Origin of the sequence: Phyllobacterium sp. CCNWLW109 (assembly GCF_037203905.1) — a bacterium.
In the GTDB taxonomy this organism is placed as follows: Bacteria; Pseudomonadota; Alphaproteobacteria; order Rhizobiales; family Rhizobiaceae; genus Phyllobacterium; species Phyllobacterium ifriqiyense.
Window position 1 is genome coordinate 121179 of the sequence record NZ_JBBCBK010000003.1, and the last position, 23979, is coordinate 145157.

The window sequence follows — 23979 nt, forward strand, 5'->3', positions numbered from 1 at the left end:
CAGTTGAATATCGAGGCATAACATTCGCGGCGTTATTGATCCCGTTGAACGAAATCAATAACGTCGTTCAAAACGCGGGAGGAAGCATGAACGGATATGTATTGGCCATCGACCAGGGCACGACATCAAGCCGCGCAATCATTTTTGATAAGAGCCGGAAGGTTGTCGGCAAAAGCCAACAAGAATTCACGCAAATATATCCGCAGTCTGGCTGGGTTGAGCACGATCCTGATGAAATCTGGCAATCCGTTCTGGCAACTTGTGAAGTTGCTATCGAGAATGCAAAAATCCAAGCGGGCGACGTTGCGGCAATCGGCATTACCAATCAGCGCGAAACGGTGATCGTCTGGGAAAAGGCAACGGGCAAACCGATACACAACGCCATAGTTTGGCAGGATCGCCGAACCGCTTCCCTTTGCCAAAAGCTGAAGAAGCAAGGGCTGGAAAAGAAATTCACCCGGAAAACGGGCTTGCTGCTCGATCCCTATTTTTCTGGCACCAAGCTTTCCTGGATTTTGGATAAAGTGCCCGGTGCCCGCAAGCGCGCAGCCAATGGCGAACTGCTTTTCGGTACAATCGACAGTTTTTTGATTTGGCGACTGACTGGCGGCAAGGTTCACGCGACAGATGCCACCAATGCCTCACGCACGCTGCTTTTTAACATTGCTACCAATGAGTGGGATGACGAACTGCTCGAAATTCTCCGTGTTCCTCGTGCAATGTTGCCGGAGGTTAAAGACTGCGCGGCAAATTTCGGCTCGGCGGAAGCGTCTTTATTTGGCGCAACAATTCCAATTCTCGGTGTTGCCGGTGATCAACATGCAGCGACCATTGGCCAAGCTTGTTTTGAACCGGGAATGTTCAAATCCACTTATGGTACGGGCTGTTTTGCCTTGCTCAATACCGGCAGCGATATGGTGATCTCCAAAAACCGGCTCCTGACAACCATCGCTTATCGTCTCAACGGCAAAACGACCTATGCGCTGGAGGGTTCGATTTTCATTGCAGGTGCGGCGGTGCAATGGCTGCGGGACGGGTTGAAAATCATTGGATCCGCGCCCGAAACCGGTAAGCTCGCTGATCAGGCAGACCCGAGCCAAGATGTTTATCTCGTTCCCGCCTTCGTAGGGCTAGGGGCACCCCATTGGGACGCAGAAGCACGTGGCGCGATATATGGACTGACCCGAAACTCTGGCCCTGCGGAATTTGCAAGAGCCGCGCTGGAATCTGTGGCCTATCAAACGCGCGATCTCCTTGACGCCATGCGAAAGGATTGGAAGACTTCTGACACCAAGACCGTGCTGCGCGTCGATGGCGGGATGGTCGCCTCGGACTGGACCATGCAGCGCCTTGCCGATATTCTTGATGCGCCCGTGGATCGACCAACCATTCTCGAAACAACGGCACTTGGCGCAGCATGGCTTGCCGGCTCCAAGGCGGGCATATGGCCAAACCGCCGCGAATTCTCCAAAACATGGGAAAGAGACACGCGCTTTATACCGAAAATGGATGAGAAGACCCGCAAGGCCAAGATTGCCGGATGGAAGATCGCCGTGAAAAGAACCCTGACAAGTTAGTTCCTGGCAAGACGCTTGGTATCGCTCGTTCAATTTCCCATGATGAGATCGAACAGCGTTGTCTTGTGACCTGCCTGACCGTTTTGACCCACGTCTCCCGGTGGAATAGGTCTCGTAGATCCAGTCTGGTCGCCAAGTCCAACCTGCGTGCCGGGGTCGAGTTGTGCTGATGGAGCTGAAGGATCAACACCCGAATCAGGCAAAATATCATTGCCCTCTTCGATCAATTTATCGAGGCGATAATCTCCGGGAAGCGGTGCGATGGGAACGCCCTTATGGGCTGCCACCATGAAATCTTTCCAAGCGATTGCCGGTAACGATCCGCCGGTGATCTTCTTCGTTGGCTTGCCGTTATCGTTGCCGAACCACACGCCTGTCGTCAGATTGGACGTATAGCCAATAAACCAGGCATCACGGAAGTTCTGGCTGGTTCCGGTCTTGCCAGCTGCCGGCCAGCCAAATCTTGCCTTGGTTGCCGTGCCAGTCTCGATAGTCTGGCTCAACATGGCGTTCATCATGCTGAGATTGCGCGGGCTTACAACACGGTCCGGTGTCGGCCCCTTATACTCAAAAAGCAGCTTACCGCTATTCGTGGTGACACGGCGAATAATGTGGACAGGCGCCTTGTAGCCTCCATTGGCAAATGGGACAAAGGAATCTGTCAGTTCCAGCAAAGTTACTTCAGATGTGCCGAGGGCCAGCGAAGCATTCGACGTAAGGCTGGAATCGATGCCAAGACGATGAGCCGTTGAGACAACGGTTGCAGGTCCCACTTCCATGACAAGTTGCGCAGATACGGAATTGAGCGAGCGGGCCAGTGCTTCAGCCAATGTTACTTTGCCAAAATATTTTCCATTGTAATTTCCTGGTGTCCATTTGCCGATGCGGATTGGCGCATCATTGCGAATAGATTCCGGCGTAAGTCCCTTTTCCAAAGCAGAAAGATAAACGAAAGGCTTGAAGGCCGATCCCGGCTGGCGCTTTGCCTCGCTGGCCCGGTCAAACTGACTGTTGGCGTAATCATACCCGCCTACGAGAGCGCGCACGGCGCCTGTTCCATCAACTGAGACCAGCGCGCCTTGCGAAACATTCAACTTCTCACCGTTTTTACTGATGAGATCGCGGATCGATGCTTCTCCCAACTTCTGCAAGCCAAGATCCACAGTGGTATCAACCACAATATCATTCGATACGTCGCCGATTAGATTTGGCAACTCCTCCATGACGCGGTCAGCAACATACTGTTCTGATCCTGACCAATAGGAAGCGGCGCGTGCTGTAGGCTGCTTCATCGCCACATCCAATTCGTCAACGCCGATCATGCCTTGCTCACGCATTGCAGCAAGCACCAATTGCGAACGTTCGCGCGCAGCTTTTGGATCACGTGCGGGTGACAAACGCGAAGGAGCCTTGAGCAGACCCGCAAGCAGCGCAGCTTCTGGCAAGGTCACTTCTTTGGCTGATTTGTTGAAGTACCGGTGCGATGCAGCGGCCACACCATAAGAGCCAGACCCCAGATAGACCCGATTAAGATACATCTCCAGGATTTGTGTCTTGGTATATTTCTGCTCCAGCCACAGCGCCAGCAATACCTCCTGAACCTTGCGTTCAAGGGTGCGATCAGGTGTCAGGAAAAGATTCTTGGCCAACTGCTGGGTGATCGTCGAGCCCCCCTGTACCAAGCGACCCGAAATCACATTGGTTACTATCGCCCGGGCAAAGCCAATAGGATCGACGCCAAAATGCGAATAGAACCGGCGATCTTCAATAGCAATAACCGCCTCAGGTATATAGGGCGACATATCATGCAGCCCGATTGCCTCTCCGCCCGAAGCGCCACGATTGGCGATCAATTCGCCTTCCACGGAAACTATCCTGACGTTGGGTGCACGGTCAGGAATGGTCCATGTCGTCGTCTGGGGCATCTTGGCGGCGAAATAGAGAACCGTGCCTGTCAGAGCGATTCCACCCCAAATGCATAAAACAAACGACCAATAAACTGCACGGCGCACCAACCCAATAAATCCAATGCCGTTTTTGCCGCGGCGTGAGCTGCTACGCTTTGACTTTGAGACTTTGCGCACTGCCGATTTGCGTTTTGCCACGGGCCTATCCTCCGGATCTGCACGCATGTCATCGCTCGAATCCCGACCGGAGCCAAAGCCGGGTTCGATGCGTTGCCTGCCTTTATCGCGTGGTGCCATTGATGATAAATTCCGCGCCGTTGTACCCATCTGGAGTGATAGCCACGCGTTGCAGAGTAAATGCGGCGATTTAAGGTGCGGTTAAGGACCAGTGAAGTTAAATTCGTTTAACAAAACAGCGGCGCGAAGACAGGCCAGCCAAAGCAGCTCTATCGTGTGCAGTTGCAGTTTTTGCAACTAATACACTAAAGGGTTGCGATAGTGTGCAGCTTCCTTTAGGTCTCGGCGCTTCGCTGTCTTATAAGGTCCGTGACATGGAACAGGCAAAGTTCACAACGGGTTTCGCACTGCTTTTACTGGCTGCACTCGTTATCAACATCGGTTATTTCGCGTTTTCAATCGACCCGCTGGACGTCTCTGTTTCGCTGGATGAGTCGGGTGCGATTGAAACTTTCCAGCTGGCATATATCGCCGGTGCAACTGCCCTGTTCTTCATCGCAGGCCTGCTCCAGCATAAAGCTGGCCGAATGTTTTCCATTGGCATGGCTGTGCTTTGTATCGTTTTTTTCCTGCGTGAGCTTGAGGTTGATCGCGTGGGTCCAATAACGACCTATATGAACAGCAAAGTATTCCGTATTCACGAAGCTATTATAATAATTGCGGTGGCATGTGTTTATCTGGCCTTTCGCTGGCGGACAGTTGGCGAAATTGCGCGATTTGTTTTCAGCAAATCTGCTTGGCCATTCTACGTCGCGGCAATTTTTCTTCTTATTGGTGCCTATTGTGATTCACAGCACGGCACAGTTTCCATGCAGATAAAAGAAGAGATTGCGGAAAGCGCAAGCTATCTTGCATTAATGGTTACAGCGGCGGGCCTGTGTTACCAGCATTCTCGCCACAGTGAGCATAAGAATGGAATTAATGCCTTGATTATAAGCATTTTTATGTTGGTATTGGTGGGCGCATACGCACATGGTCTTTACGTGCTGACATAAAACTCAATACCGCAATCGGACACGCTTTTTACATTGTCAGAAACGAATTTGGCATTTCCCGACAAGGGCTCACCGGCAATCGAGCGCAGTCTTTTTCAAAGGCTGAGGAGCCGTCTGGATTCGTGGCGGATCGAGACGCGATTGAAGCGCCGAAAAAATAATGTTGCCGCGATATCACCTTTTGGTTCTGGAATGCGCCCGTTACAGAATACGGACATTCCACTCATTTTCCTGACGCGCAACAGCGTAAATTTCCTGCCCTCATTTCTGTCTCACTATCGCAAAATTGGTGTCACACGCTTCCTATGTATCGATGATAATTCGTCTGATGCTACCCGAGACATATTGCTGCAACAGCCCGATGTCGATCTCTTCAAGTCACCCCTACGCTATGGGGAAGCTGACCGTGGGAAGCTCTGGAGACATGAACTTCTGAAACTGTATGGAATCAATCGCTGGTATCTGAATGTCGATTGCGATGAATATTTCATTTATGACAATTGCGAAGAAGAACCGTTACCGGAGCTCATTGCAAATCTTGAGCTGAAGGGCATTAGGCATTGTCCAGCGCCCATGATTGACCTTTATCCTTCGGGCCCGCTGTCATCGGCAGTGTTCGATGGTTCCAGCGATATCATGCCTTGGAAAATTGCCGATATGTTTGACGCATCCGGCTATCGCATGAGCGCGGATAACCGTTTCATGTCTTTAACGGGTGGCCCTCGCGGACGTATTCTCAAGGAACATGTTGAATTGATGAAATACCCGCTTCTATACGTGGAGACGACGATGGCGTTCGCTTCCAGTATTCACAAGCCATTGCCATTCTATCGCAATTTTTCTCCTATTTATGGCTCGCTATTGCATTTCAAATTTTTCAGTGATGCCTTGCTTTTCGCGCAGGCCGCTGTTGCGGATGCGCAATATTATGGTGGCTCACATGTTTACAAAAACGTGGTTGACGTGCTTGGTGCCGAAGAAAATGTGAGCTTGATTGGGCCGGACTCCATAAGGTTTCGAGATTCCCGTCAATTTACAGAGCTGGGACTCTTCGCGCGCCCGTGATGCTCCGATAGGACGATGGCTGATGCGTTTTCTTTTTATTATAGCAGATCTCGGGCCGAACGGAGTCACCTATTCACGGCTCCGTTATGCAGGGGAGTTGGCGCGTCGCGGTCACAAGGTCAAGATTTTGGCACTTGTAGATGGCGAGACAAGGACCATCCCAGACGGGGTTGACTTTGAGGTTTTGGATCGCTCGACGACCAGGCTAAGTGGTTTCGTTCAACAGATAAAATCCGCGTTACGTCTGCGGCAGTGGTTCAAACAGGCCTCACGCCTTCAGCCCTTTGATTTTGTTTCTTCTTCGCTCACGCCGGCTGACCGCGTTGTAGCCAGAGCCGGGCTAATAAACGTACATCATTGGATACATATTGCGACATCAGAGCTTATTGCGGGCGTGTCCGATCTTCGAAAACGGCGGCGGCGCGCGCGGCTTTTATCTAGTATCTATCACGGAAAACCGGTCATAGGCGTATCAAAGGGCGTGATTGACGATCTTGCAAAACTGGATGCCATCCCATCCAGCGCAACGCTGATACATAATGGCTACAATGTTGAACACATACGCAAATTGGCAGCTGAAAAGCCTGCCGATTTGCCCTCCGAACCGTATTATATCCATGTGGGCCGATTTGCTGCGGCCAAACGCCATGACGTGCTGTTCGAAGCGTTGAAGGGCAGCGGATCAACACGCAGGCTCTTGCTTTTGACTGATAAGCCCGATGAAGCCATGCAACTTGCGCGGCAATATGCATTGGAAGATCGAGTGGCTGCCCTTAACTTTCGCGACAACCCCTTTTCCTATATGGCGCGCGCAGATGCTTTATTGCTGTCATCCGATTTTGAAGGCTTTCCAAACGTTCTGGTCGAAAGTCTTATCTCGGGAACGCCTATCATATCCACCGATTGCCCCTATGGACCGGCAGAGATCCTCACAGACTCCTACGCACAATGGCTCGTTCCCACCGGCGACGCCCAAGCGCTGTCCGACAAAATCGCGCTTTTCGAAACTTTACCATATAAAGTTGAGCCTTGGCTTTTTCAGCGCTTCACTCTTGCAGGTGCGATGAATCAACTTGAAGAACTTGCCCGCATGCCGGAAAAGCCATCTTTGGGACAATTTCGTCCGCTGCTTTGAATGACCTGCCGCCAGTTGAGAAATCCATCTGCTGGGGTTAATCTTGCGTATCAATGAGGAATGTTCATGCGCCTTATCATGCTTGTAGTTCTCACGATTGGAATTAGCGGATGCGGTGGCGGTGCCATTAAGCGCCTCAGTCCCTCACCCGACTCAGAGGCGCAATACCGTCTTGGCGGGTGCCAGTTACGGGGACACGGGGTATGCAAGGACAGCCAAGAATTTGAAAAACAATCTCCGGCTGCTCAATAGCAAAAGATTATTATTTGCAGGCTCTTGAATATTTCCTTTATCAGCTATACTTTAATCCTTGCGTAACGAGCGGTTCTCCTCCCATTTTTCGCTCGTTGCGTGTTCCCCTCTGGACGCATTAGCGTTCACAATTCGCCGGGCTCTTGCCCGGCTTTTTTGTGCCTTGTACAGTCTCGTACGCGTAGCACTCCGAAGAACGACTTCTGATAATTACAATAAAAATTCGATCGCTCGAAATACGGTCTAGCAATCATGTTTTATGGAAACATCTTCGGGCATTCGTCCATGACCTGAATTTTACTTCCTATTCTGAATCTTCGCGTATCAAAGACGAATGGTGAGGGAGCACGACGAATGAGTACCGTGGAAAAGATGCGGGTAGACTGGGTCGACATTGCCAAAGGTATCTGCATCATTTTTGTAGTGATGATGCATTCTGTTCTGGGTGTAGAGAACGAGACTGGCACGCAAGGGTGGATGCATCCGGTTGTAGCATTTGCTCAGCCATTTCGGATGCCAGATTTCTTTTTGATATCGGGGCTTTTCCTAAGCGTCGTCATTAACCGCTCGTGGCTGCGCTATATTGATCGAAAGGTCGTGCATTTTGCCTATTTCTACGTGCTTTGGCTAACCATTCAATTTGTGTTCAAGGCACCAGGGGTTGTGGCGCAAGACGGAGCGACGGGTGCCATATCGGCTTATCTGCTCGCATTTGTGCAACCATTTGGCACATTGTGGTTCATATATTTGTTGCCGGTGTTCTTTATCGTTACCCGATTGCTGAAGACGACAAATGTCTGGCTGGTCTTTGCAGCATCGGCACTTTTAGAAACGTTGCCGATCCACACGGGATGGCTTGTTATTGACGAGTTTTGCAGCCGATATGTGTATTTTTTTGCAGGATATGCATTTGCTCCAGCAATCTTCAAACTGGCCGAGAAATTGAGGGCAAGCCCCGCTATTGCTGCAATCATTCTAGGTGCATGGGCTGTCTTAAACGGGTGGCTGGTCTTCCATCCTGCACCGGCACCATTTAGCGCGTGGATACCACAAGAGACTTATACTTCGGGCGGGCGAGGTGGCTGGGCAAGTGTGCCGGTTATCTCGTTGATCGCCGGTTTTGCTGGAGCACTGGCTATTGTTTCAAGCTCAGCTCTTATTGCAAGTGTGCCATGGAAGCCCATAAACGCAACGCTGCGCTGGCTTGGTGCTCACTCAATCGTGGTGTACCTGGCCTTCTTTCTGCCCATGGCAGCCGCTCGCACTATATTGCTTAAAACTGGAATCATCACTGATATTGGCACTATTTCACTACTGACGGTGATGAGCGGCGTCATCGGCCCGGTCATTCTTTATAGAATCATTCAACTCACTGGCTATGGGGAATTTCTATTCAAAAGACCGGCTTGGGCGCATGTAGATCGCGCTCCACACCAGGAAACAGCTCAAGCCACCGCCGCGCAATAACTCAGCTATGCGCAAAAATGTCCTGCTCGTCCCATCCCATCAAATCCAGTTTGGCGCGGGTAGGCAAAAACTCAAAACAAGCCATCGCCTCTTCTGCTCTCCCGTCCCGTTCCAGACGCTGCTGGAGAATGGTTCGCAGGCGATGCAGATAAAGAACGTCGGAGGCCGCATATTCCAGCTGTGCCTGACTGAGCTGCGGTGCACCCCAATCTGAAGACTGCTGTTGTTTGGAAAGGTTGATTTCCAGCAGTTCACTGCAAATCTCTTTCAATCCGTGGCGATCCGTATAGGTGCGTATCAGCCGGGATGCGATCTTGGTGCAGAAGACAGGTTTCGGCATGATGCCAAACGTATGAAATAGAACTGCAAGGTCAAAACGTCCGAAGTGAAAAATCTTGGTGACGGCATTATCGCCCAGCAGCCTCTCCAAATTCGGAGCACTTTTCTGTCCCTTATCGATCTGGATAACGTCCGCTGTACCATCGCCAGGTGAAATTTGAACGACACAAAGCCTGTCGCGATGCGGATTGAGACCAAGTGTCTCGGTATCGATGGCAACCGCATCGACCTGATAGTTGCTCAGGTCAGGCAGGTCATTGCGGTGAAAGCGAATGGTCATATTCTTTTCCTGTTTATTTCGCGAGGGCGTCGAGAATGCGCGCCCAAGACCGCTGGCCTTTGTGGAATGAATTCAATTCATATTTCTCATTCGGAGAATGAATCCGGTCATCTTCGAGGCCGTAGCCTACGAGCAAAGATTCCATGCCCAGCATATTCTGGAAGTCACCAACAATCGGAATTGAGCCACCCATTGCAATCAGCACTGCCGGGTTTGGCCATTCATCGCTCAGGGCATTTTTTGCCTTGGAAAGCAGCGGCGATTCGTAGGAAAGTTGGATGGCGGGTGATCCACCATGCTCATGGAACTCAACTGTGCAATCGGCAGGAACACGCGCTTGGACAAAGGCGCGGAAAGCCTCGCGGATTTTCGCCGGATTTTGCTTGTGGACCAATCTGAACGATACTTTTGCAGAGGCTTGGGCCGCAATGACGGTTTTGAACCCTTGTCCCGTGTAACCGCCGGTTATGCCGTTAAATTCGGCGGTCGGACGCGCCCATATCAGTTCAAGGATTGAACGGCCCTGCTCGCCTGATGGTATAGAAAGACCAACAGGACCAAGAAAGTTTTCCGGCGTGGCATCGAGCCCTTCCCACATCTGCAATATTTGCGTGGGTGTTTCTTCAACGCCATCATAGAAACCAGGGATTGTCACCGCGCCATTCTCGTCATGAATATCAGCGAGAATTTTAGTAAGAATGCGGATCGGGTTTGCCGCTGCGCCGCCAAACATACCGGAATGCAAGTCCCGGTCGGCCGCTTTGACAATAATCTCTTCGCCGACTAATCCGCGCAGCCCGACAGAAATCGCAGGCGTTTCCGAATCCCACATTCCAGTGTCGCAGACGAGTGCAAAATCGGCCTTCAGCTCATTCTTGTGTGACTCAAGAAATGGCTTGAGAGACGGCGAGCCCGATTCTTCTTCGCCTTCAAACAGAATGGAAACCTTTATCGGCAATTGGCCATGTACCGCTTTATAAGCACGGCAGGCTTCAACAAAGGTCATCAACTGGCCCTTGTCGTCAGATGTGCCGCGACCGGTCAGAATTTTGCGGCCATTGCCCATGTCCTTGATCGCAGGATCGAATGGATCGTTTTCCCACAATTCGAGAGGATCGACAGGCTGGACATCATAGTGGCCGTAAAAAAGCACATGGGGAGCATCTTCGCTAGGGCCAGCATGGTGTGCAACAACCATCGGATGACCCGGCGTGTCGCGTATACTTGCTTCAAATCCAATCGATTGCAGATCGGCTACCAGCCATTCAGCGGCTTTGCGACAATCCACTTTGAACGCCGGATCAGTTGAAATGGACTTGATTCTCAGCAGATCAAAAAGGCGCTCCAAGCTCTTGTCGAGGTTTGTATCAAGCGCATTCAAGACAGGTTCGAGAGCTGACATAATATTTCCTGAGTTCATTGACCGGGATTCGTGAAGGGAGCTCTTCTTAGCGTATTTTCAAGCCAACGGCATAAAAAAATGGCAGGGCGGTACGCTATAAAAGAAATGGCCGCCTTGGCGGGGGGACCAAAGGCGACCAGATCACTACTACACTCATTTGCAGCCACCCTGGAGAGGGGAATGGGAGGCTGCGACACTGGTGTCAGGCGGGGGACGAGCCTTAAAAACCAGCGATCGATCTAATGTCGATGAACTGGATTTGGGGGGTAAACCGTGGCAATTCAAGGGCACAGAAGATTACATCTTTGTAACAAAGGCGTGAAGCGAAATTAACGTCAGGATGCCCACAGGAGTCGCTGGAAACAACACAACTCGTCATTTCCTTTTTTACCATGTTCATTTATTTCTGTTGCCATGAAAAAAGGTGATCATCTCTTCCTCGTCGACGGCTCCGGCTATATTTTCCGCGCCTACCACGCTCTTCCGCCCCTGACGCGGAAATCGGATGGCCTGCCGGTCGGCGCCGTTTCAGGTTTTTGTAACATGTTGTGGAAGCTGTTGCGGGAAGCGCGAGACACGTCTGTACGCGATACGCCCACACACTTCGCAGTAATTTTCGATTATTCCTCGACCACCTTCCGCAAGGAAATTTATCCGGAGTACAAGGCAAACCGCTCTGCCCCTCCGGAAGACTTGATCCCGCAATTCGGTTTGATCCGGCAAGCAACAAAAGCCTTTAATCTGCCGTGTATTGAGAAGGAAGGTTATGAGGCTGACGATCTCATCGCCACCTATGCCCGTATGGCAGAAGCTGTGGGAGCAGAAGTTACGATTATTTCATCAGACAAGGATTTGATGCAGCTCGTTACGCCGCTGGTGTCCATGTATGACAGCATGAAGGACAAGCAGATCGGCATTCCTGAGGTAATCGAGAAGTGGGGCGTGCCGCCCGAAAAAATGATTGATCTACAGGCAATGACGGGCGATTCGACAGATAATGTTCCTGGAATTCCCGGCATCGGACCAAAAACAGCTGCGCAGTTGCTGGAGGAGTTTGGTGATCTCGATACGCTGCTTGCGCGTGCTGGAGAAATCAAACAGCAGAAGCGACGCGAAAACATAATCCAGTATGCCGAGCAGGCATTGATATCCCGCCAGCTTGTGACCCTGAAAACCGATACGCCCATTGACGTGGGTCTTGAGGATTTCGGACTCGAGCCTCAGAACGGACCAAAGCTGGTTGCATTTCTCAAATCGATGGAATTCAACGCCCTGACACGTCGCGCTGCCGAGGCAACCGGAGTGGACGCCAGCGAAATTGAAGCTGCCAACCTTAAGATTGAGGCCGTCGCCGAAGCCCGCGGCCCGGATCTAGATAGTGCTGGATCTGATGCCAGCCCTGAAGGTGCAACCGCATCAAGCCAGATGGTTGTATCCAGCAAACCGCCATCATCAAACGTGTCCGCTGCACCTGCTGACCTTGTAAAGGCACGCACCGACGAAGCGTTGTCAGCCAAAATTGATCGCAGTGCCTACACAACGATTCGCGATGTTGCCTCGCTGCAAATCTGGATTGATGAAGCCATGGCGTCGGGTATCGTCGCTTTCGATACGGAGACAACATCCGCCGATCCAATGCAGACCGAAATTGTGGGCCTATCCCTCGCCACGCGGCCGGGCAAGGCTGCGTATATTCCAATCAATCATAAATCACGCGACGGCGATCTGCTTGGCGGTGGACTGCTTGAACATCAGATTCCTGAAGCAGAGGTTTTCCGTCTGTTGAAGCCGATGCTTGAAGACGCATCGGTTCTCAAAATTGCCCATGCCATGAAGTATGAGTGGCTGGTCATGCATCGTCACGGCATTGATCTTCATCCGGTCGATGACACCATGCTTATTTCCTATGTGTTGGATGCTGGCGAAGGTCACCATACCATGGATAGTCTGTGTGATCGATGGCTGGGCCACAAGCCTTTGTCTTACAAGGATTTGGTCGGCTCTGGTAAATCCTCACTCACATTTGACAAAGTTGAAATAGAAAGAGCCACCGAATACGCCGCTGAGGATGCAGACGTTACTTTGCGGCTATGGCGGCTTCTGAAGCCTCGGCTTGTCGCCGATGGCCTTTCCTCGGTTTACGAGCGGCTCGAACGGCCCCTTATTCCTGTGCTCGCCCGTATGGAGGAACGAGGGATTTCTATCGACCGACAGATTCTGTCTCGCTTGTCAGGTGATCTCGCACAGTCAGCAGCGGCTATCGAGGACGAAATCTACAAACTTGCAGGAGAGAAGATCAATATCGGGTCTCCCAAGCAGATGGGTGATATCCTGTTCGGAAAAATGGGGCTGCCGGGGGGATCGAAGACGAAAACTGGGCAGTGGTCAACATCTGCTCAGCTTCTCGAAGACTTAGCCGCTGAGGGCCATGAACTACCTCGCAAAGTCGTTGACTGGCGCCAGCTGACAAAGCTGAAATCAACTTATACCGACGCCCTTCCCGGCTACATTCATCCCGACACCAAGCGGGTCCATACGTCCTATGCCATGGCCGCAACCTCGACAGGGCGTCTGTCGTCATCAGAGCCCAATCTGCAAAACATTCCGGTTCGCACCACCGAGGGGCGCAAAATCCGTACGGCCTTTATAGCCGCGCCCGGTAATAAGCTGATATCGGCAGATTATAGCCAGATCGAACTCCGTGTGCTTGCACATGTTGCGGAAATTCCACAGCTGACTCAGGCCTTTGCCGATGGCATCGACATTCATGCCATGACCGCTTCTGAAATGTTCGGCGTCCCGGTGGAAGGCATGCCTTCGGAAGTGCGACGACGCGCAAAGGCCATCAACTTCGGCATTATCTACGGTATTTCCGCATTCGGTCTTGCCAACCAGCTCTCCATTCCGCGCGAAGAGGCCAGCCAATACATCCGGACCTATTTTGAACGCTTCCCGGGGATCAAGGATTATATGGAAGCGACGAAAGCATTTGCTCGTCAACACGGTTATGTCGAAACCATTTTTGGCCGCCGTGCGCATTATCCCGAAATTCGTTCGTCAAATCCGCAACTGCGCGCGTTCAACGAACGTGCGGCGATCAATGCACCCATTCAAGGCTCTGCAGCGGATATTATTCGCCGTGCAATGATACGCATGGATGCCGCTTTAAAAGATGCAAAACTCACGGCGCGAATGCTGCTGCAAGTGCATGACGAACTGGTTTTCGAGACCATTGAGGATGAGGTGGAGGCAACGCTTCCCGTCATTCGCGAAGTGATGGAAAACGCGGCCATGCCAGCAATTGCGTTATCAGTTCCACTACAGGTGGACGCACGTGCTGCGCATAACTGGGAAGCGGCGCATTAGAGCGCTTCCCAGTTACTGCAAAGCGTCCAATGCTTTGCGCTGGGCATGCATTTCAAGGAAGATTCGATAGTCGCGATCAAGGCGCTGACGCGCTGCCGGATCAGGTCGACGGATATGCCCGCCCTGCTTCATCGCTGTGCAGGCCGAAGGTAGATCAGGATACACGCCCGCAGCCGCCGCAGCTACCATCGCTGTGCCAAGGAGCACCGCGTCCTCCGCTGCAGAGGTTATAACCGTACAGCCGGTCGCATCGGCATAAAGCTCCATAAGCAGCGGGCTCTTGATGTGGCCGCCAGTGACATGCATCGTGTCGATTGCGTAACCCTTGTCATTGAACGCATCCAGAATATGGCGCACGCCGAGCGATATGCCGATAGCAGTACGCCAATAAAGACGGCACAGGCTGTCGAAGGATGAATCAAGTGTCAGACCACTGATAACCCCAACCGCATGCGGGTCAGCCAGCGGCGAACGGTTTCCATGGAAGTCGGGCAGGACGTGTAAACGATTTGCGAGATCCGGCTCGGTTGCACGAAGCTCCATGATACGTGCTGTGATCTTTCTGTGCACATCGCCACTTGGCTCGCCTCCAGCCCCATGCCAGCGGATAATATGGTCGAGTAAGGCACCAGTTACGGATTGGCCGCCTTCGCTCAGCCAAACATCTGGAAGTGCAACGCCGTGATAGGGGCCCCAACCACCGCGAAACGAGATCGGCTCCCGGGACAAGGCCATCAAGCAGCTTGACGTTCCGGCTATCAGCGCAAGATGGCGATCAATCTGTGAAAGATCGCCAGCAAAGCCACCTAGAACGCCAAGCGAGCCGGCGAATGCATCAATGAGTCCGGCTCCTACATGACAGTTTGGCGTGAGGCCCAACTCTTTTGCCGCTTCGCTTGTCAGTGCGCCTAAATCCGTTGCCACAGGACTTGCGACGTCCGGAAGATTGCCGCGTTCAATCAAGTCCTCCAAGCCGATTGCTTCCAGATAATCTACCTGCCAGCCCTGCTTTTCATGCGCGAGATAGGTCCACTTACAGGTTAACGTGCATTGCGACCGCGCCAACGATCCTGTTGCTTTCCAGCTCAAATAATCAGCCAGATCAAAAAAATACCCCGTCTTGTTCCAAGTCGTCGGCAAATGACGCTTCAACCACATCAGTTTTGGCGTCTGCATTTCCGGCGACATGACACCGCCCAGAAAATCGAGGACTTTGTGGCCCGTTGCCGTGCATTCATCGGCTTCGTCCAAAGCGCGATGATCGAGCCAGACAATTGTATCCCAGCGCTGCTCGCCAGATGTTGAGACGGTAAGCTGCTTGCCATGGGTATCGCGAACGACCAATGAACAGGTGGCATCAAAACTCAAGCCCACCACATCTGCAGGATCAATTTTAGCCGCCGCAATCGCACCTTGCACAGAAATACATACAGATTTCCATATATCTTCTGAATCGTGCTCGGCATGATCACCCATTGGGCGATTCATTAAGATTGGGTGCTCCACGCGGCCCAGAAGCTTGCCATTTGCATCCAGAATGCCCGCACGGGCGCTTCCTGTACCAACATCTACAGCGCAGACAAATTGCGGCATCAACGAACTTTCAGTACGGCTTCCTACGACTTGAGTAGGTCAGGCAATTGCAACATGTCGTCGAATATAAGGTCTGGGCCAAGAGACGCAAGCGTTGACTCCAGCCTGCCACCGCGGGAATGCGTCCCGCCCGTAAATGCGAAAACGCGCATACCCGCCGCTTTGGCAGCTTGTATACCTGCTGGACTGTCTTCGATCACCACACATTCAGCCGGATCGACATTCATTATGTTCGCAGCAAATAAAAACAGGTCTGGAGCGGGCTTGCCATTCTTGACCATAGTGGCGCTGAAAATATGCGGATCAAGCAGGTCGATGAGCCCGGTCAACCTTAGCGATAAACGAATGCGTTCTGGCTGGCTCGACGAAGCAACACAGCGGCGCTGTGGCAATTTCTTCAATGTATCAGCGATGCCGGGGATGGGCTGGAGATCCAATTCGAAGCGCGAATAGAGATTGGTCCGCATTTCGTCGAGGTCGGCTTCGCTGGCAGCGAAACCGTATTCTTCGTGGAGAATCTTGCTAATGGTCGCCATGCTACGACCAAGAAAACGATCATAGGCATCATCTTCTGACATGGTGACACCGCTTTTGGCGATCATCTCCAGCAGCACCGCTATGGAGATAGGTTCACTGTCGACCAGAACGCCATCGCAATCGAAAATAATAAGCGAGGGATCAGCCATTAGAGTTTATTTTCAAGATAGAGTTCCAAAGTTTCGCGTGCTCCCTTGTCCCATAGTGTCCGGAGAATACGCGAAAATGATTCGACGAAAACCGGTGCTGTCCCTACATCGCCAAAAATATCTGTCATGGCAAGGAATGCCTTCGGATCGCCCTTTGCCTTCAAAGCCTCGATCTTTAATCGCTCAGCGCTCGCATCCAGATAGTCGGTCGGTTTGCCACTATCCGTTGTCCCTGCGCAGAACCGGCACCAAAGCGCAGACACCAGGGATAGGCCGGTAATGCTGTCGCCTGCCCTCAACCTGTCGGCAGTCGTCGGCAGAATGAATTTTGGCTGGCGGTTCGATCCATCTTGGCAAAGTCGCTGAATGGTATCGCCGATTTTTGGATTGGAAAAACGCCGGATAATAAGATCAAAATACTGATCGAAAGGCATATCAGGTACGGGTGGCAACACCGGAATGATCTCTTCGCGCTCAAGCTTCGTTAGAAAATTGCGTATCAATGGCTCTTCCATCGCTTCGTGAACAAAATGGATGTCCATGAGTGAAGCCGGATAGGCGATTGCCGCGTGCCCGCCATTGAGAATGCGTATTTTCATTAATTCATACGGTGCAACATCTTCGACAAACGTCACCCCGACCTTTTCAAGCGCAGGACGACCAGTTGGAAAATGATCCTCGAGCACCCATTGCTTGAACGGTTCGCAAAATACCGGCCAATTATCTTCAACTCCAAATTCCGTTGCCAGGAAGTTGCGCTCGCGGTCGGTTGTTGCTGGTGTAATACGATCCACCATGCCATTCGGGAAAGCCACATTTTGCTTCACCCAATCTGCAAGCACAGGATCAATCAGCGCCGCCAATCCACAAATGGCATCGCTGGTGACGTGGCCATTGCCTGGAATATTGTCGCAAGACATAACCGTAAAAGCAGGTGTGCCCTCGCTGCGCCGACGAATCAGGCCAGCCAAAATCAAGCCGAAAACGGTTTTCGGGCTGCCTATATTGGCCGCATCTGCCGCAATGGCAGGATGTTGCGGATTGAATTTTCCTGAAGCCGGATCAATAAAATAACCGCCTTCGGTAATGGTCAATGACACGATCCGGATTTCAGGATCAGCAAGACGAGCAATTGTGTTTGCAGCGTTACCCGGCTGAATATAGTCGATCATTGATGACGTGACATATGCTTTGCGATGCCCGCTGTCTTGTTCAACTACAGTTGTAAGCCAGTCTTGGTCCTTGAGTTTCTGACGCATGATTTCATCGGAAGGCAAGACCCCAGCACCAATCAGACCCCATTCGTGATCCGTCCCTGCATTGAACAACTCATCAAGATAAACCGCCTGATGTGCACGATGAAAATTCCCGATACCAAAGTGAATAATCCCGGCTTTCAAATCCGATTGCTTGTAACTGGGTACGCTGACATTGGCCGAAAATTGGGGCAAAGCGTTCTGCGAAAGTTTAATTGTCATCGGGATCAACCCTTCTTTTCATTCATGCTGCAAGCGTCCATCACGACCGACTTACAGTCAGCTCATCCAGTTGCCGCCATCGACATTGTAAGTTTGTGCGACGACGTAATCGCTATCACTTGAAGCCAGAAAAACGGCCATGCCAACGAGATCGTCTGCGGTGCCCATCCTGCCGAATGGTACAGCTTCGCCAACGAGTCGCTTCTTTTCTCCACGCGGCCTGTTCTCGTATTTTGCAAAGAGGGCATCCACGCCTTCCCAGTGCTCTCCATCAACGACACCGGGCGCAATGGCATTCACGTTGATGCCGTGCTTGATAAGGTTGAGGCCTGCCGATTGGGTAAGACTGATTACTGCTGCCTTCGTTGCACAGTAAACAGCGACAAGCGGCTCTCCGCGGCGTCCCGCCTGGCTGGCCATGTTAATGATCTTGCCGCCTTTTCCGCGAGCAATCATGTTTTTGGCAACGGCTTGCAGTGTGAAAAGTGTTCCTGCAAAATTTACTGCAAACAATTTATTGTAGCTATCGCGGGTGATATCGACGATTGGCGCGAGATCGAAAAGCGCTGCATTATTGATCAGGATATCGACGCCGCCAAAATGCTCGACCGTTTTGGTAATTGCCGCATCGATGGACTGCTGATTGGTCACATCAAGCCGGACCGCAAGAGCCTTGTTGCCCAGTTCAGTTGCGGTTTGCTGCGCGCGCTCCAGATCGATGTCAGCAATTACCACATGGTCTATGCCTTCACGTATATAAGCCTCTGCAAATGCGCGGCCGATACCTCGTGCCGAACCTGTGATAAATGCCGTCTTGCCCGCAAGCCTGCTCATTTCGAGTGCCTATATGGCCTGGCCGTTTGCATCAAAAAGATGCAAACGGGATGGATCAGGTGTCAAGTACACTGACTGCCCATGTTCCGTAGCGAAATCGCCATCTGTGCGCACAGTGATCTTTCCGGTATTCTCCGTCTGTACATGGATAAATGTATCGGACCCGAGATGCTCGGTTACTCCAACAGTGCCTTTCCATAAGCCCGCAGTTTTGGAAATTTGGACATGTTCCGGCCGTACACCCAACGTTGCCGCATTGTGTTTTGCAGCAGCTGGCCCTTCGACCAAGTTCATGCGCGGTGATCCAATGAACCCGGCTACAAAGACGTTTTTCGGGCTCTTATAGAGTTCCAGAGGCGATCCCACTTGCTCAATGCGACCTGCATTCAGCACCACGATCTTATCTGCCATTGTCATGGCTTCCACCTGATCATGCGTCACATAGATCATGGTGGTTGTTAGCTGATGATGTAGATCGCTGATTTCGAGACGCATATTGCCCCGAAGAGCCGCATCAAGATTGGAAAGCGGCTCGTCAAATAGAAACGCCTTCGGCTGACGCACAATAGCACGGCCGATAGCAACGCGCTGGCGTTGACCGCCCGATAGTTGTCCAGGCCTGCGATCGAGATAGTTTGTCAGATTAAGGATATGTGCTGCGTCCTTGACCTTCTTGTCTATCGCGGACTTTTCCTGGCCATCCATCTTCAGCGGAAAAGCTATATTCTGGTAGACGCTCATATGCGGATAGAGCGCATATGACTGAAACACCATCGACAATCCGCGCTTGGCTGGCGCTTCGTTGGACATGTCTTTACCGTCGATAACGATACGCCCGCCGCTCAAATCTTCCAGACCAGCGATCATGCGCAGCAATGTTGATTTTCCACAGCCGGATGGCCCTACGAAGACAACGAATTCGCCATCATTGATTTCAAGATCGATTTCCGGAATGACCGAAGTGCTACCGAATGACTTCGATACTTTTTCAAGTGTTATGCTTCCCATAATATTGTTCCCATCTCTTTTGGCGAGGCCAAAGGTCAGAAATTATTTGACGGCGCCAAAGGTCAAACCGCGAACCAATTGCTTCTGGCTGAACCAGCCCATAATCAGGATCGGGGCGATTGCCATGGTGGACGCAGCCGACAACTTTGCCCAGAACAGCCCTTCGGGGCTGGAATAGGAGGCGATGAAAGCTGTCAGTGGCGCAGCATTTGCGGCTGTTAGGTTGAGCGTCCAAAATGCCTCATTCCATGCCAGAATGATGTTCAGCAACATTGTCGAAGCAATGCCGGGAATGGCCATGGGCGTCAGCACATAGATAATCTCTTTCATCAGCGATGCGCCGTCCATACGGGCAGCCTCGAGTATCTCGCCTGGTATCTCCTTGAAGTAGGTGTAGAGCATCCAGACAATGATCGGCAGATTGATCATGGTGAGAACCGCAACAAGGCCGAGACGCGAGTCGAGCAGGCCCCAATCGCGGAAGATCAAGTAGAGCGGAACAAGCACGCCGACAGAAGGCATCATTTTGGTGGATAGCATCCACATCAAAATATCCTTGGTGTGTTTGGTTGGCGAAAAAGCCATCGCCCAAGCGGCCGGGATTGCCAATACGAGGCCGAGCAGTGTCGAGCCGACCGAAATGACTATCGAATTCATAACATGCTTGCCGTAGTCAGACCGGCTCTGCACTTCGTGATAATTTTCCAGCGTCCAATCGAAGAACAGGAATTGAGGCGGCGTTGCCACGGCCGTTCCTTCCGTCTTAAAGCTTGTAAGAAACGTCCACAGGATCGGGAAAAAGATCAGGAACCCGATACTCCATCCAATTATTGTAAAGATGAGTTTGCGTTGCGTGGTAACGGACCGAGCCATTTTTCTACCTCTCCAGGTTCTTGCCGATGAGGCGAATCAGGAAGAAGGCAACGATGTTGGCGAGGATGACCGCCACAATACCGCCAGCGGAAGCTCCACCCACATCGAATTGCAAAAGCGCTTGTGAATAGATCAGATATGCAATGTTTGTGGTCTGCAGGCCCGGTCCCCCATTTGTGGTCACCAGAATTTCAGCGAAAACACTCAGCAGAAAAATGGTCTGAATTAGAATAACAACGGTGATCGCGCGAGCAAGATGCGGAAGGACCAGATAGATGAAACGCGATATCGGTCCGGCTCCATCCATTTCTGCCGCTTCTATTTGCTCGCCATCCAGCGACTGCAATGCGGTCAACAGGATAAGCGTTGCGAATGGCAACCACTGCCATGCAACGATCAGGATAATCGAAAACAGCGGAACCTGCGCAAACCAGTCCACCGGCTGAATCCCGAAGGATCGTGCGATCCAGGCAAACAAGCCGTTGACGGGATGCATGAGCATATTCTTCCAAACCAATGCCGAGACGGTTGGCATAACGAAGAATGGCGCGATGACCAGAAGGCGGACAATGCCTTGGCCCCAGAATGGCTGGTCCAGAACAATCGCCAAAAGAATGCCGCCAATCACCGTGATCAGCAATGTTCCACCAACCAGAAGCAAGGTATTGCCAAGGGCAGTGAAGAAGGCGGGATCAGTCAGAAAATACTGGTAATTGAGAAAGCCGACATATTCTTCGGTTCCCGGCATCAAGAGATTGTAGCGCAGGAATGAAAAGTACAGCGTCATGACAAGCGGCACGATCATCCACAGGAACAAGAGGATGACGGCGGGCGACATCATGATACGGGCAGTTGCGCGTGTCTGAAGCGTAGCCATGGTCAGGATCCAATACAGCGATCATTGAAAATGCAGATGAGCAAAGGAGGCCCGGGCGGCTCCGGCATTTGCGCCGAAACCGCCCGGAGCCAGGAGGATCTACTTGATGTAACCGCCCTTCGTCATTTCGCGGGTTGTCAGTGCCTGTGCGCTCTGCAAGGCCTGATCAACGGTTACAGAACCGGCAAGCGCCGCCGAAAACTGCTGGCCCACTGCCGTGCCGAGCCCCTGGAACTCGGGTATGGCAACGAACTGACCACCCGTATAAGGCACCGGCTTGACGGTCGGCTTGCTTGTATTGGCTGCCGTCATGGCTTCGAGCGTAATCTTGGCGAAAGGCGCAGCCTTCTGATATTCCGGATTGGCATAAAGCGAAGTGCGTGTGCCGGGCGGAACGTTTGCCCAACCTTCCTTGCTCGCAACCAATTCCGTATAAGCCTTGTCAGTCGCCCAGGAGACGAATTTCTGTGCTGCTTCTGCCTTTTTCGTACCGGCAGGAATGCCAAGATTCCACGCCCATAGCCAGTTGCCGTGGTTCTCCACGCCGCCCGTGGGGAAGAGGGCGTAGCCCACCTTATCTGCAACCTTCGATTCTTTCGGATTGGTCACGAAGGACGCCGCAACTGTAGCATCGATCCAGATGCCGCATTTACCAGTCTGGAACAGGGCAAGGTTTTCATTGAAGCCGTTCGATGAAGCACCGGCAGGTCCGGCTTCCTTCATCAGGTCGACATAGAATGTGAGTGCCTTCTTCCATTCCGGCTGATCGAACTGCGGTGTCCACTTTTCATCGAACCAGCGCGCACCAAAGGAGTTTGCTGTTGCCGTCAACAGCGCCATGTTCTCGCCCCAACCGGCCTTACCGCGTAGGCAAATGCCGTAAGTCTCAGTGGACTTGTCGGTCATCTTCTTCGCAGCATCAGCGATCTGGTCCCAGGTCGGCTTTTCAGGAATGGTCACACCGGCCTTTTCAGCCAGATCCTTGCGGTACATCACCATCGCGCTTTCGCCATAGAATGGCGAGGCATAGAGCTTGCCGTCAACGGAAACAGCATCGCTGATCGATGGCAGAAGATCGGCCTTGTCATAATCCGCACCCAGACCGTCAAGCGGCAAAAGCCATCCCTGCTTGGCCCAGATCGGCACTTCGTACGTGCCGATTGTCATCACGTCATACTGGCCGCCTTTGGTGGCGATATCGGTTGTGACGCGCTGGCGAAGAATGTTTTCTTCCAGCGTTACCCATTCGAGCTGAATGTCCGGATTTTTCTTGGTGAAATCTTCGGTCAGTTTCTGCATGCGAACCATGTCGCCATTATTGACCGTGGCAATGGTCAATGTCTCCGCATGCGCAAAGCTGACCATCGCCGCGACAGAAACCGCGCCGAGCAGAAGCGTTCTCTTAAACATTTCATTCCTCCCGAATGTTATGAGCAATTGCTTGTATTGTGGGCAAATACTCACACATGGGCGAAGTTAGTCAAGGGCAATTCGTCGCTGCAGTGCACAATGAAAGGGAGTTTAGTCTGCGAGCAGAGCCTCGGCGGTGTGCTCGTCGGTGATCAACCCATTGATAAGACTGCCCTTGAGGGCGGCCGCTATGCCAGGCATCTTCTTTTCGCCTTTGGCGATGGCAATGACCATGGCCGTCTCACGGGAAGGAATAAGGGCGCTGGCAACGCGCTCATTGGTCAATCCTTCAATAGCAATACCATTGCGATCAAAGGCACGCCCGACGATTTCAAACACCGCACCCGCCTGCTGCAAGGTCTGTAATTCGGAGCGGGAAATAAATCCGTCGACAAAAAGCGGCGCGTCATCCCCCAGATCGCCAATACCGATAAAGGCGACATCCGCTTTGGCCGACAATTCCAGCACGGAGCGGATCATTGGCTGACTGTGCAGCAATTCGCGCTCTTCGGGCGAAGAGGCGATGACCGGCAGCGGCATAGGGAAACTGCGCGCCTTTATCTTTTCGGCAATATTGAAGATGACGTTATAAAAGGCGGCCGAACCATCCGGCGCGATATTGCCCGTCAGCGACACCACCTTGTGTTGCGGGCAATCGATGGGCGACAACATTTCAATGGCAGCCTTTAGCGTGCGTCCGGTGCCGATACCGACAACCACCGGCGCTTCCGTCTTCAGCCAGCGCGTCATTTCCGCCGCCGCCGCATCGGCAACACCAAGCGTGGTCGAGGTGGAGCCCGGATCAGTCGGCACAACTTCGGCCATTTTCAAGCCAAAGCGCTTTTTCAGCTGTGCCGCCAGATCAAGACAATGGGCAATCGGATGATCAAGCCGAACCTTGACCAGCCCTTCCGAAACAGCCAACGACACCATGCGCTGGGCCGACTGGCGCGAAACGCCAAGCTTTGCGGCAATCTCATCCTGCGTATTGCCGGCAACATAATAGAGCCAGCCCGCGCGCGCCGCGTCATCCAGCTTGGTATTGGTAATTTCGGGCTTACTCAATTCTCTGCCTCATCTTGTGAGACTGGGATTCCTGTTACGCGTGGTTCCACAGGCTCACCATGAGGAATTGTGGCAGGCTCCCTCCCATCTTTGGCAGGCACTTCCTTCCTCATCCTGAGCTTGTCGAAGGACG

Annotated in this window: 18 protein-coding genes; 6 read left to right on the forward strand and 12 right to left on the reverse strand. The window is 52.2% G+C overall.

Annotated features, from left to right (window positions below; all coding sequences use genetic code 11):
* Nucleotides 1-86 precede the first annotated feature (86 nt).
* Nucleotides 87-1577, forward strand: a complete 1491-nt coding sequence (glpK, locus tag V9K92_RS11160) for a glycerol kinase GlpK (protein WP_337354008.1) — start codon at nucleotides 87-89, stop codon at nucleotides 1575-1577.
* 29 nt (nucleotides 1578-1606) lie between these two features.
* Here the strand turns inward: glpK and V9K92_RS11165 are convergent, their stop codons facing one another.
* Entirely contained in the window at nucleotides 1607-3781 is a 2175-nt protein-coding gene (locus tag V9K92_RS11165; RefSeq protein WP_337354009.1) for a transglycosylase domain-containing protein, read from the reverse strand.
* A gap of 203 nt (nucleotides 3782-3984) precedes the next feature.
* Here V9K92_RS11165 and V9K92_RS11170 point away from each other — a divergent pair, with 203 nt between their 5' ends.
* From V9K92_RS11170 to V9K92_RS11185, 4 genes are all read left to right on the forward strand, one after another.
* On the forward strand, nucleotides 3985-4716 hold the full coding sequence (locus tag V9K92_RS11170) for a hypothetical protein (RefSeq protein WP_115051576.1): 732 nt from the start codon (nucleotides 3985-3987) through the stop codon (nucleotides 4714-4716).
* 141 nt (nucleotides 4717-4857) lie between these two features.
* Nucleotides 4858-5781, forward strand: coding sequence for a glycosyltransferase family 2 protein (locus V9K92_RS11175; protein WP_337354010.1), 924 nt, complete (start codon nucleotides 4858-4860; stop codon nucleotides 5779-5781).
* Between the two features lie 22 nt (nucleotides 5782-5803).
* Complete coding sequence (locus V9K92_RS11180; protein ID WP_336442296.1) at nucleotides 5804-6916, forward strand: glycosyltransferase; 1113 nt, start codon at nucleotides 5804-5806, stop codon at nucleotides 6914-6916.
* A gap of 606 nt (nucleotides 6917-7522) precedes the next feature.
* The gene (locus V9K92_RS11185) at nucleotides 7523-8635 is read left to right on the forward strand and encodes an acyltransferase family protein (RefSeq protein WP_337354011.1); all 1113 of its coding nucleotides are present in this window, start codon (nucleotides 7523-7525) and stop codon (nucleotides 8633-8635) included.
* A gap of 1 nt (nucleotide 8636) precedes the next feature.
* On the opposite strand, the gene V9K92_RS11190 is transcribed toward V9K92_RS11185, so the two are convergent.
* On the reverse strand, nucleotides 8637-9254 hold the full coding sequence (locus tag V9K92_RS11190; RefSeq protein WP_115051580.1) for a ribonuclease D: 618 nt from the start codon (nucleotides 9252-9254) through the stop codon (nucleotides 8637-8639).
* A 13-nt stretch (nucleotides 9255-9267) separates the two neighbouring features.
* A complete protein-coding gene (locus tag V9K92_RS11195; RefSeq protein WP_337354012.1) occupies nucleotides 9268-10656 on the reverse strand; it encodes a M20/M25/M40 family metallo-hydrolase in 1389 nt (462 codons plus the stop codon).
* Nucleotides 10657-11070: 414 nt separating this feature from the next.
* Between V9K92_RS11195 and polA the strand changes: the two genes are divergently transcribed.
* Nucleotides 11071-14022 carry a DNA polymerase I gene (polA, locus tag V9K92_RS11200; protein WP_337354013.1) on the forward strand — a complete coding sequence of 984 codons (2952 nt, stop codon included), beginning with the start codon at nucleotides 11071-11073 and terminating at the stop codon, nucleotides 14020-14022.
* Nucleotides 14023-14034: 12 nt separating this feature from the next.
* Here polA and V9K92_RS11205 read toward each other — a convergent pair whose 3' ends face one another.
* The 9 genes from V9K92_RS11205 to V9K92_RS11245 all read right to left on the reverse strand — a co-directional run bounded on the left by V9K92_RS11205 (nucleotide 14035) and on the right by V9K92_RS11245 (nucleotide 23846).
* Nucleotides 14035-15615: an FGGY-family carbohydrate kinase gene (locus V9K92_RS11205; protein ID WP_337354014.1), complete on the reverse strand. Its 1581-nt coding sequence runs from the start codon at nucleotides 15613-15615 to the stop codon at nucleotides 14035-14037.
* Nucleotides 15616-15638: 23 nt separating this feature from the next.
* On the reverse strand, nucleotides 15639-16301 hold the full coding sequence (locus V9K92_RS11210; RefSeq protein WP_337354015.1) for an HAD family hydrolase: 663 nt from the start codon (nucleotides 16299-16301) through the stop codon (nucleotides 15639-15641).
* Nucleotides 16301-17779 carry a mannitol dehydrogenase family protein gene (locus V9K92_RS11215; RefSeq protein ID WP_337354016.1) on the reverse strand — a complete coding sequence of 493 codons (1479 nt, stop codon included), beginning with the start codon at nucleotides 17777-17779 and terminating at the stop codon, nucleotides 16301-16303. The genes V9K92_RS11210 and V9K92_RS11215 overlap by 1 nt, the downstream gene beginning before the upstream one ends.
* 57 nt (nucleotides 17780-17836) lie before the next feature.
* Nucleotides 17837-18613, reverse strand: a complete 777-nt coding sequence (locus V9K92_RS11220; RefSeq protein WP_337354017.1) for an L-iditol 2-dehydrogenase — start codon at nucleotides 18611-18613, stop codon at nucleotides 17837-17839.
* A 9-nt stretch (nucleotides 18614-18622) separates the two neighbouring features.
* A complete protein-coding gene (locus tag V9K92_RS11225) occupies nucleotides 18623-19621 on the reverse strand; it encodes an ABC transporter ATP-binding protein (protein WP_337354018.1) in 999 nt (332 codons plus the stop codon).
* Nucleotides 19622-19663: 42 nt separating this feature from the next.
* Nucleotides 19664-20494, reverse strand: a complete 831-nt coding sequence (locus V9K92_RS11230; protein ID WP_115051588.1) for an ABC transporter permease subunit — start codon at nucleotides 20492-20494, stop codon at nucleotides 19664-19666.
* Nucleotides 20495-20498: 4 nt separating this feature from the next.
* A complete protein-coding gene (locus tag V9K92_RS11235; protein WP_307282119.1) occupies nucleotides 20499-21371 on the reverse strand; it encodes a carbohydrate ABC transporter permease in 873 nt (290 codons plus the stop codon).
* Nucleotides 21372-21470: 99 nt separating this feature from the next.
* The gene (locus V9K92_RS11240; protein WP_115051590.1) at nucleotides 21471-22781 is read right to left on the reverse strand and encodes an ABC transporter substrate-binding protein; all 1311 of its coding nucleotides are present in this window, start codon (nucleotides 22779-22781) and stop codon (nucleotides 21471-21473) included.
* 111 nt (nucleotides 22782-22892) lie between these two features.
* Nucleotides 22893-23846 carry a sugar-binding transcriptional regulator gene (locus V9K92_RS11245; protein ID WP_337354019.1) on the reverse strand — a complete coding sequence of 318 codons (954 nt, stop codon included), beginning with the start codon at nucleotides 23844-23846 and terminating at the stop codon, nucleotides 22893-22895.
* Nucleotides 23847-23979 lie beyond the last annotated feature (133 nt).